At 70.3% G+C, this 8,445-nt stretch carries 6 protein-coding genes and 3 pseudogenes; 8 read left to right on the top strand and 1 reads right to left on the bottom strand.

What is annotated here, in order from left to right; genetic code table 11:
- A pseudogene (locus ACWD6R_RS38655) lies at window positions 1–602 on the top strand (hypothetical protein); the annotation flags it as partial.
- A 32-nt stretch (window positions 603–634) separates the two neighbouring features.
- Here the strand turns inward: ACWD6R_RS38655 and ACWD6R_RS38650 are convergent.
- A pseudogene (locus tag ACWD6R_RS38650) lies at window positions 635–775 on the bottom strand (transposase); the annotation flags it as partial.
- Between the two features lie 113 nt (window positions 776–888).
- Between ACWD6R_RS38650 and ACWD6R_RS38645 the strand changes: the two are divergent.
- From ACWD6R_RS38645 to ACWD6R_RS38615, 7 genes and pseudogenes are all read left to right on the top strand, one after another.
- On the top strand, window positions 889–1,098 hold the full coding sequence (locus ACWD6R_RS38645) for a ferredoxin (RefSeq protein WP_451823034.1): 210 nt from the start codon (window positions 889–891) through the stop codon (window positions 1,096–1,098).
- Entirely contained in the window at window positions 1,088–2,461 is a 1,374-nt protein-coding gene (locus tag ACWD6R_RS38640; protein WP_451823033.1) for an NAD(P)/FAD-dependent oxidoreductase, read from the top strand. Before ACWD6R_RS38645 ends, ACWD6R_RS38640 begins: the two co-directional genes overlap by 11 nt.
- Before the next feature lie 31 nt (window positions 2,462–2,492).
- On the top strand, window positions 2,493–3,692 hold the full coding sequence (locus ACWD6R_RS38635) for a cytochrome P450 (RefSeq protein ID WP_451823032.1): 1,200 nt from the start codon (window positions 2,493–2,495) through the stop codon (window positions 3,690–3,692).
- A gap of 227 nt (window positions 3,693–3,919) precedes the next feature.
- The gene (locus ACWD6R_RS38630) at window positions 3,920–4,771 is read left to right on the top strand and encodes a GNAT family N-acetyltransferase (protein WP_451823031.1); all 852 of its coding nucleotides are present in this window, start codon (window positions 3,920–3,922) and stop codon (window positions 4,769–4,771) included.
- Window positions 4,772–4,917: 146 nt separating this feature from the next.
- Window positions 4,918–5,544 (top strand): transposase family protein, encoded by a 627-nt coding sequence (locus ACWD6R_RS38625; RefSeq protein WP_451823030.1) that lies wholly within the window; start codon window positions 4,918–4,920, stop codon window positions 5,542–5,544.
- Window positions 5,545–6,481: 937 nt separating this feature from the next.
- On the top strand, window positions 6,482–7,933 hold the full coding sequence (locus ACWD6R_RS38620; protein ID WP_451823029.1) for a dihydrolipoyl dehydrogenase family protein: 1,452 nt from the start codon (window positions 6,482–6,484) through the stop codon (window positions 7,931–7,933).
- A gap of 247 nt (window positions 7,934–8,180) precedes the next feature.
- Window positions 8,181–8,445 (top strand): annotated as a pseudogene (locus tag ACWD6R_RS38615) (hypothetical protein); the annotation flags it as partial.

The following is an 8,445-nucleotide window of genomic DNA, read 5'->3' as shown; positions in this document are numbered from 1 at the left end:
CGCCGAGTACGAAGCCACCTACTACCTCCAGAACCAGCCAAAACCGCTGGTCACAGCCACAACTTAGAGTCTCTACCGAACCCGGAACGATTCAGAAGGCGGTCCGGGTCCGCCGGTGGCGCGACCCCAGCGGCCGTACCCGCCACGACATTCTCTCCGTCGACCTACCGCGCCGCCAGGCGCTGCTGGCCCGTCTCAACAGCGTGGTCCGCTCCGGCTCCGCAATCTCCACCGCCGACCGCGACCTCACCCTCGCCGCCCTCGTCCAGGCTGCGGGCCTCGCCCCTGCCGCCTACCCAGCCCTGCGGGGCATCACCGACCGCCGCCGTTTGGCTGCCCTCGCCGCAACCGACCGCCTCGCCCCCGCAACCTCCAGAGCGGCCCCCGCAGCCGACGAGGAACTCGCTGCGGCACTGACCACCGGCGCCGACGTCCTCACCCGCCAACTCGTCAACGAGCTCAGCGACCTCTACGCCGACTTCACCACCGGCGGCCATAGCCTCGGCCACGACCTGGACCCGGGCAGTTGGTCCGAGGGCGGCACACCCGGCACCGGCCACCACGGCGGCGGACACGGGGACGGCGGCCACGGCAGCTGGTGACACCGACAGCCGGGAGTCGCACGACCCTTGTCCCAGTCCCGCAGCCGGCGCCAGCACGTCATGCCCGACCCGAAGCCGAGATCCCTAGGCAGGTACTCCCATTGAATGCCGGTGTGGAGCACGTACAAGATCCCGCATAGCACCTGCCGGTCCGGCAACGGCCGCCGACCCGGATAAACGGGTAGCGGGCGGGCGCCCGGTGCAGGACGGGCGTAACGAGCGCCTGGTGCGACACCGGCGTAGAAAGAGAAGGGGACGCCGGTACGGACTCAGGGAGTGGCTAGCCATGCAGATCGTTGTGGACCTCACGCGCTGCCAGGGCTATGCGCAGTGTGTCTTCCTCGCGCCGGAGGTGTTCGAGCTGCACGGTGAAGAGGGGTTGCTGTACGCCCCGGCCGTCCCAGACGACCAGGCCGAGCGCGTGCGCCAGGCTGCGGCGGCGTGCCCGGTCCAGGCCATCCTCGTCGGCGAGGAGGTGAGCGCCGGTGCCCGGTGATCTGCGGGAGGGCCGCATCGTCATCGTCGGCGCGTCGCTGGCCGGGTTGAGGGCCGCGGAGACGCTGCGCAAGGAGGGCTTCACCGGCTCACTGACCGTGGTGGGGGATGAGCCCTATCCGCCCTACGACCGGCCACCGCTTTCCAAGCAGGTGCTGCTCGGCAAGGTGCCGGCGGACACCACGGGGCTGCCGATGCGCCGGGATCCGGACGCCGACTGGCGGCTGGGAGTACGCGCCACCGGCCTGGACCCTCTCGGGAAACGGGTGATGCTGGCCGACGGCGAGTCGCTGCCGTTCGACCGGCTGCTGATCGCCACCGGAACCCGGGCGCGGCCCTGGCCCAACCCGGAGGAGGGCTCCCTGGACGGGGTGTTCACCCTGCGCACCCGCGACGAGGCCGGGGGGCTGGCCGAGCGGCTGGCCGCCGGGCCGGGGCGGGTGCTGGTGATCGGCGGCGGCTTCACCGGCTCGGAGATCGCCTCGGCCTGCCGGGAACGAGGATTGGACGTCACGGTCGCCGAACGCGGCCCCGCACCCCTGGTGGGCGCACTCGGCGGGACGCTATCGAAGCTTGCGGCCGTCATGCAGCGCAACCACGGCGTGGATCTGCGCTGCGGGGTGACAGTCACCGCCCTGCGCGGGGACGGGAACGGCCGGTTCACCGGTGCGGACCTGTCCGACGGCAGCCGTGTTGACGCGGACGTGTGCGTCGTGGCGTTGGGGGCGGTCCGCAACGTCGAGTGGCTGGCGGAGTCCGGGCTGGCAGCGGGCCCGCGCGGGATCGCCTGCGACGCCGGGTGCCGGGCCTTCAACATGTACGGGATCGTCACCGACGACGTCTTCGTGGCCGGTGACGTCTCCCGGTTCCCGCACCCGCTGTTCGGGTATCAGATGCTCTCCCTGGAGCACTGGGGCAACGCGGTCGCGCAGGCCGAGGTGGCGGCCCACAACATGGTCAATCCGGGGCCCCTGCGGCGCCCGCACCTCGCCCTCCCGACGTTCTGGTCGAGCCAGTTCGGGCTCAACATCAAGTCGGTGGGCGTGCCGACCTTCTCCGACCAAGTGGTCATCGCCCAAGGTTCTCTGGAGGCGCGCCGTCTGGCGATGGTCTACGGCTACCAGGGGCGGGTCACCGCCGCGGTCACCGTCGACATGGCCAAGTCGCTCGACTACTACCGGCACCTGATCGAGACGGCTGCTCCGTTCCCGCCCCCGCCCGGCGCGGCGGACCGTGCGATCGCGGCCGACATCCCGATTCCGTCCGACGTGCCGGATCCGAAGGGGCTGTCCCATGGCCCCATCGTGGCGCTCACCGGTCACCTGCCCGATCGCCGACTGACGGTGGTGCAGCCCACCGGCTGACCCACGTCCCGCCCAACCACGAGGAGCCACCATGGACTCCGATACCTTGCTGGCACGGATCACTGACTACGTGAACCGCCCCAACCCCTACCCGCTGTACGCGGAACTCCGCGAGGCCGGTCCCGTGGTGCGGCAGGCAGACGGCAGCTATCTGATCGGCACCTACCACGAGATCGCCGCTCTGCTCCACGACCCTCGGATGAGTGCCGATCCGCGCTGCCGCACCGCCCCGTCTCCATCCGCGAAGGCGGCGAATCCGCCGTTCCTGCGGCTCGACGACCCCGAGCACCACAGGCTGCGCACCCTGACCATGCGCCCGTTCGGCCCGCCGCACAGCCCGGGCCGGGTCGATGCCATGCGCGGCGAGATCGCCCAGCTCACCAAGGAACTGATGGAGGCCTTCCAGGCGGGCCGGCAGATCGACATCGTCGACGATTTCGCCTACCCGCTGCCCGTCACCGTGATCAGCCGCCTGCTCGGCGTGCCGCGCGAGGACGAGCCGCTGTTTCGGGCTTGGTCCGACGCGGTGGTCGCATCCGCCGATGTGAGGCCAGATGAGGACTCCACCGAGCGGGACCAGGCGGGCAACCAGGCGCGGATCGAGATGGGCCGGTACCTGGTGGACCTCGCCGAGCAGCGCCGTGGCCACCCGACCGACGACATGCTCTCCGCCTTCGTCAACGAGCCGGATCCGGCCCTGCGGCTCACCCGCGAGGAACTCGCGGAAACCACCGTGCTGCTGTTGATCGCGGGACACGAGACCACGGTCAACCTGATCACCAACGGGGTGCTCACCCTGCTGCGCCGCCCCGAGCATGTCGACCAGCTGCGTCGCGAACCCGACCTGCTACCGCAAGCGGTGGAGGAACTGCTGCGCTACGAACCCCCGGTCCACATGCGCGAGAGGATCCCCCGCGCCGACATCGACGTCGCCGGCACAACGATCCCCAAAGGCACGTCCGTCGTACTGGTGCTGGCCTCAGGCAACCGCGACCCCAAGCGGTTCCACGAGCCCGACCGGTTCGACCCCACCCGCCCGGACAACCAGCACTTCGGCTTCGGCAGCGGTATCCACCTGTGCTACGGCGCACCACTCGCCCGCATCGAAGCCGAGGCCGCGCTCGGCGCGCTGATCCCCCACCTGAGCACGGCACGCCTGGTCCAGGACCCACCCCCCTACCGGCAGAACGCCATGCTCCGCGGCCCCCGCCACCTGCCCCTCCAACTATGACTCGGCTACGTGGCGGCACACGGCAAGCAAGAGTGGCGGTCTGCCCCGTATCCCGCTCGTCAGACTCCGGCACTCGGGCTGCCTCCTGATCAGCCCGAACAGGGTCTCGTCGGCCTGGGAACAACGACTTGGTACGCGATACCGCTGTCGGCAGTTGATCTTCGCTTCGTCCAGCTGGCTGTGACAGGACGTAATGCGGTGGCAGTGGTCCCCGAGCTCCTGCTTGGATGCTCGGCGTGACATCTGTGGATCTTGCTGATCGCCGTGAACTGCTGGACCGACTTGAGCGGTACTACGACGCGGTTCCCCGCTCCGGTGCCCGAGTCGAAGACTTCGGGCCTCTGACCCTGTTCATACGAGAGGGGCAGGGCTGGCCCTTCTATGCACGTCCGGCCCTGGGATGGTCCGGAGCGGTGAGTGCCGCCGAAGTGAACCGGGTCCGCGCCCGGCAGCGGGAACTGGGCATCCCGGAGAGTTTCGAGTGGGTCGCCGAGACCGCGCCCGCGCTGCGGGCCGCGGTCGAGCAGGCAGGGCTTGCGGTGCACGAGCACCCCTTGATGGTGCTCGGCCCGGGCGTACCGACTCCCGCGGTGCCCGAGGTGCCCGGCGGCGTGGTGGTCCGGACCGTGGGGCCGGACGATCCCGTGCTGCCGAGCGCGCTGGCCGTTCCTCACCTGGCCTTCGCCGAGCCTGGCACCGGTGTCGGTGCCGCCGGCCTGGCGGAACTTGGAGAGGTGATGCGCGGCTGTGCCGGTGACGGATCGGTGGACCACGCGGTGGCACGCATCCTGGCTGGCCTGACGTGCATTGCCGCCGCGGTGGAGGACGCAACGGCGCTGTGCGCCGGTCAGCACCAGCCGGTCGGCGCGGTCACCGAGATTGTCGGGGTGGGAACTCTACCAACCGCGCGACGTCGTGGCCTTGCGCATGCGGTCACCGCAGAGCTGGTGGCCGACGCACGATCGCGAGGCGCCAAGACCATCTTCTTGTCCGCGGGCGACGATGACGTCGCCCGGATCTACGCCCGACTCGGCTTCCGCTCCGTGGCCACGGCACTGATCGCCGAGCCCGTCGAGTAGCGACTGGCAGGCAGGCCGTCACCCGTGACGCGACGACGGCCGCACGGGTTGGACGGATTGTGACGTCAGCCTGGGCCCGCGCGGCCTTGTCTCATCCTGCCTTTTCCGGCCTGTCCCGTGCACATCTCGGCGGACTGATTGAGGAGTTGGCCGCTCCCTGGGCCACCCGGTGCGAGTCCGCGCTGCGCGAGCGGCGCGGAGGCGAGCGCAAGCGGGCAGCCGGAGCCGGGCCGCACTACCATCTGGTCTTCATCAACCGCGTGCTGGTCACCCTGGCCGTCCTGCGCCTGCAATTGCCGCACGCGGTACTGGCCGAACTGTACGGAGTGAGCCGACCCACCATCACCCGGGCGGTGCACGAGATCCGGCCGCTGCTCGCAGCACGGGGCTTTGCCGTCCCCGACAGGCCCGGCCTACGGCTGCGCACTCTGGCAGACGTCTTCGCCGACGCCGAGGACGTGGAGCTGCGGATTGACGGCACCAAGGTACAGGTCCGCCGCCCCCGCGCGGGCAGGCCCGGCCGCAAGGCGTTCGTCTCCGGCAAGAAGAAGCAGAACACCGCCAAGACCACCACCATCACTGACCACCAGGGCCGCCTGCTGTGGTCGGGGGCGTATCGGCCCGGGCGCCGGCACGACCAGACCGCCATGCGCACCGAGGGCATCACCGAACTGCTCCGCCTCCACCCCCAGGTCAAGGCTGAGGTCGACGAGGGCGCCCGCCGACGCCGCACCAGCACCGACTTGGTGCTCGCCCGACCGGTCACCTGCTGATCAACCAGCAGGCGAACGGGCAGCCAGCACGCCTCAACCTCAATCGCGAACCAAGTCGTCATCGAGGCGCAGACGCCGGCTGCGGCGATGCTGCTCAGGACGCCGCGCCGCCACACCGCGACAGCAGAGCGCTAACTGGTGGACCGCCTGCGGCGGGCAGAACCGGGACGTCTCGAGGTGGAGAAGGCCGCTCCTCAGGTCACGGCCGGACCGCGCCGGCGACACCCGCGGACCGAACCGGGAGGAGCTGCTGCCGGTCTGGGCACGATGGGATGCCATGGCCCACCAAGCGCAGCGCGACAACTGGCTGAGAGCCGACCAACGCCACCGGGATCTGCTCGATTCCCTCGACAAGGGACAGCGCAGGGCGGTGCGAATCCGTTACTCGCCGGACTGCTCGACGTCGCGGCCTACGCCGGCCATCGGCTGTCGGAGCAGTCCGTACACGCCTGGGACATCGGCATAGCCCTGGGTCCTTCAGCAGCAGTGCCCACCGCCGAGACAGCTCCACCGTGGGAGCGGAGCGACCTCATGGCCGGACGGTTCAGCCACGCCGGCACCAGGACCCGCCTCGCACCACAACGGATCCGGATCAAGCTCACCGACACCGGCCGGACGCTGTTCCCCGACATCGACGACGAAGTGCACATCTATCCCGTGGAGCCCGCTGACCCCACTGGCTCCGGCCGGCCCAGCCGAGGCGGTCCTGCGTCTGATCTACGGCCGCAACCGTTCCCAGGACCCACCGACCACGGACGGCCCAGTCACCGGCGACGACCTGCGCACCCTCTTCCCAGGCTTTTGAGCCGTGATCGCGGCAGCTCCTCCCCCTGATGTCGCTCCTGCCCCGAACCGGGTCCGCCGGCCAGGGCAACGACCGGCGTCAAGCAATCCCATGAACGAATGAGCGATCAGCCCGATCGTGATAGGAAAAAACATGAGCAAAGCACACGAACCCCAGGGAAACGGCACCTATGACGTGGTCGTGCTCGGCGCCGGTCCGGTCGGCCAGAACATCGCCGACCGCGCCCGTGCGGGCGGCCTCAGCGTGGCCGTGGTGGAGCGGGAACTCGTCGGCGGGGAATGCTCCTACTGGGCCTGCGTGCCCAGCAAGGCGCTGCTGCGGCCGGTCATCGCCGTCGCCGACGCCCGCCGCGTGGACGGCGCCCGGCAGGCCGTCACCGGCCGGCTCGACACGGACCGGGTCTTCGCCCGCCGCAATCGCTACGTCACCGACTGGGACGACAGCGGACAGGCCCGGTGGGTGAAGTCCATCGGCGCCGACCTGTTCCGCGGCCACGGCCGGATCGACGGTCCCCACCGCGTCACCGTCACCCGCGACGACGGCGCACGCCAGACCCTCACGGCCCAGCACGCGGTGGCCATCGCCACCGGCAGCCGACCTGTGCTGCCCGACATCCCGGGCATCGGACAGGCCCGGCCCTGGACCAACCGGCACGGCACCGACTCCAGCACCGTGCCCGCACGGCTCGCCGTCGTCGGCGGTGGCGGGGTCGGGGTGGAGATGGCCACCCTCTGGCAGGGCCTGGGCTCCCAGGTCACCCTGCTCGTCCGCCGCGCCCTGCTGCCCCGCATGGAACCCTTCGTGGGCGAGCTGCTCGAACGCAGTCTCACCGAAGCGGGCGTTGACGTGCGGATCGGCGTGCAGGTGACCGCCCTGCGCCGCCCGGACCCCACGGGACCGGTCACCCTCACCCTCGACGACGGCAGCGAACTGGAGGCCGACGAGGTCATGTTCGCCACCGGCCGAGCTCCCCATACCGACGACATCGGCCTCGACACGGTCGGCCTCGCCCCCGGCTCCTGGCTGGACGTGGACACCACCTGCCTGGTCGAAGGCGTCGAAGGCGAATGGCTGTACGCACTGGGTGACGTCAACCACCGTGCGCTCCTCACTCACCAGGGCAAGTACCAGGCCCGGACCGCGGGCGACGCCATCGCCGCTCGCGCCGCCGGCCGGCCGCTGGACGACGCCCCCTGGGGCGACCACGCCACCACCGCCGACCAGCACGCCGTACCCCAGGTCTTCTTCACCGACCCCGAAGCGGCTGCCGTGGGCCTGAACGCCGAGCAGGCGGCCCGCGCCGGCTACCGCGTCAAGACCGTCGATGTTGACTTCAACGCCGCCCAGGGCGCCAACCTCTACGCCGACGGCTACCAGGGCCACGCCCGGATGGTCGTCGACCTTGACCGGGACGTCCTGCTCGGGGTCACCTTCGTCGGCCCCGGCGTCAGCGAACTCCTGCACTCGGCGACCGTGGCGGTCACTGGGGAGGTCCCGCTCAAGCGGCTGAGGCACGCGGTCACCTGCTTCCCGACGGTCAGCGAGATCTGGCTCTTCCTCCTCGCCGCCTACCAGCGTGACTGAGCCACGTCGGGGAAACACACCATCAATCAGCCACACACGGCCCACGCCACGCGCTGCCCCTACGTCTGCACCCAGCGCAACCACGAGATGCCGCAGGCCACGCCCGGGCGACGCGGACACCATACGGCTGAGGCGCTTCGTCGGCAGAGGACCTCAGCCAGGCTCGGATGTGAACAATGGACAGGGCAAAACCCTGTCCATGGCTCGACCTCGCATGGGCGGCTGGTACGGCCGACGAGGGGCGTTTGTGCGCGTCCGCCAGCTCACCCAAGGCCGAGCCTGCTCAGAGGTCGTTTTCTCCCGGTGGATCGAGGGCCTCGAAGTCGCCGTGGTCGATCGCTCTCCCCTGCAGGTCGCCAGCCCCGAACCGGAGGATCTGCGCAGCATCACCGTGAACGTCGCCGGCCCCGCAGCCCTCCTAGTCGGTGACTTCGCACATGGGGTTTTAGGTCTCCAGCCAGCGGGGCCGGGTTTCGTCGATGCCGAGGAGTTCGAGCAGGTGTGCTTGGACT

The sequence above is a fragment of the Streptomyces sp. NPDC005151 genome (assembly GCF_053599875.1).
The sequence above is the reverse complement of the archived record's forward strand: the minus strand, read 5'-3'. Positions and strand labels throughout refer to the sequence as shown.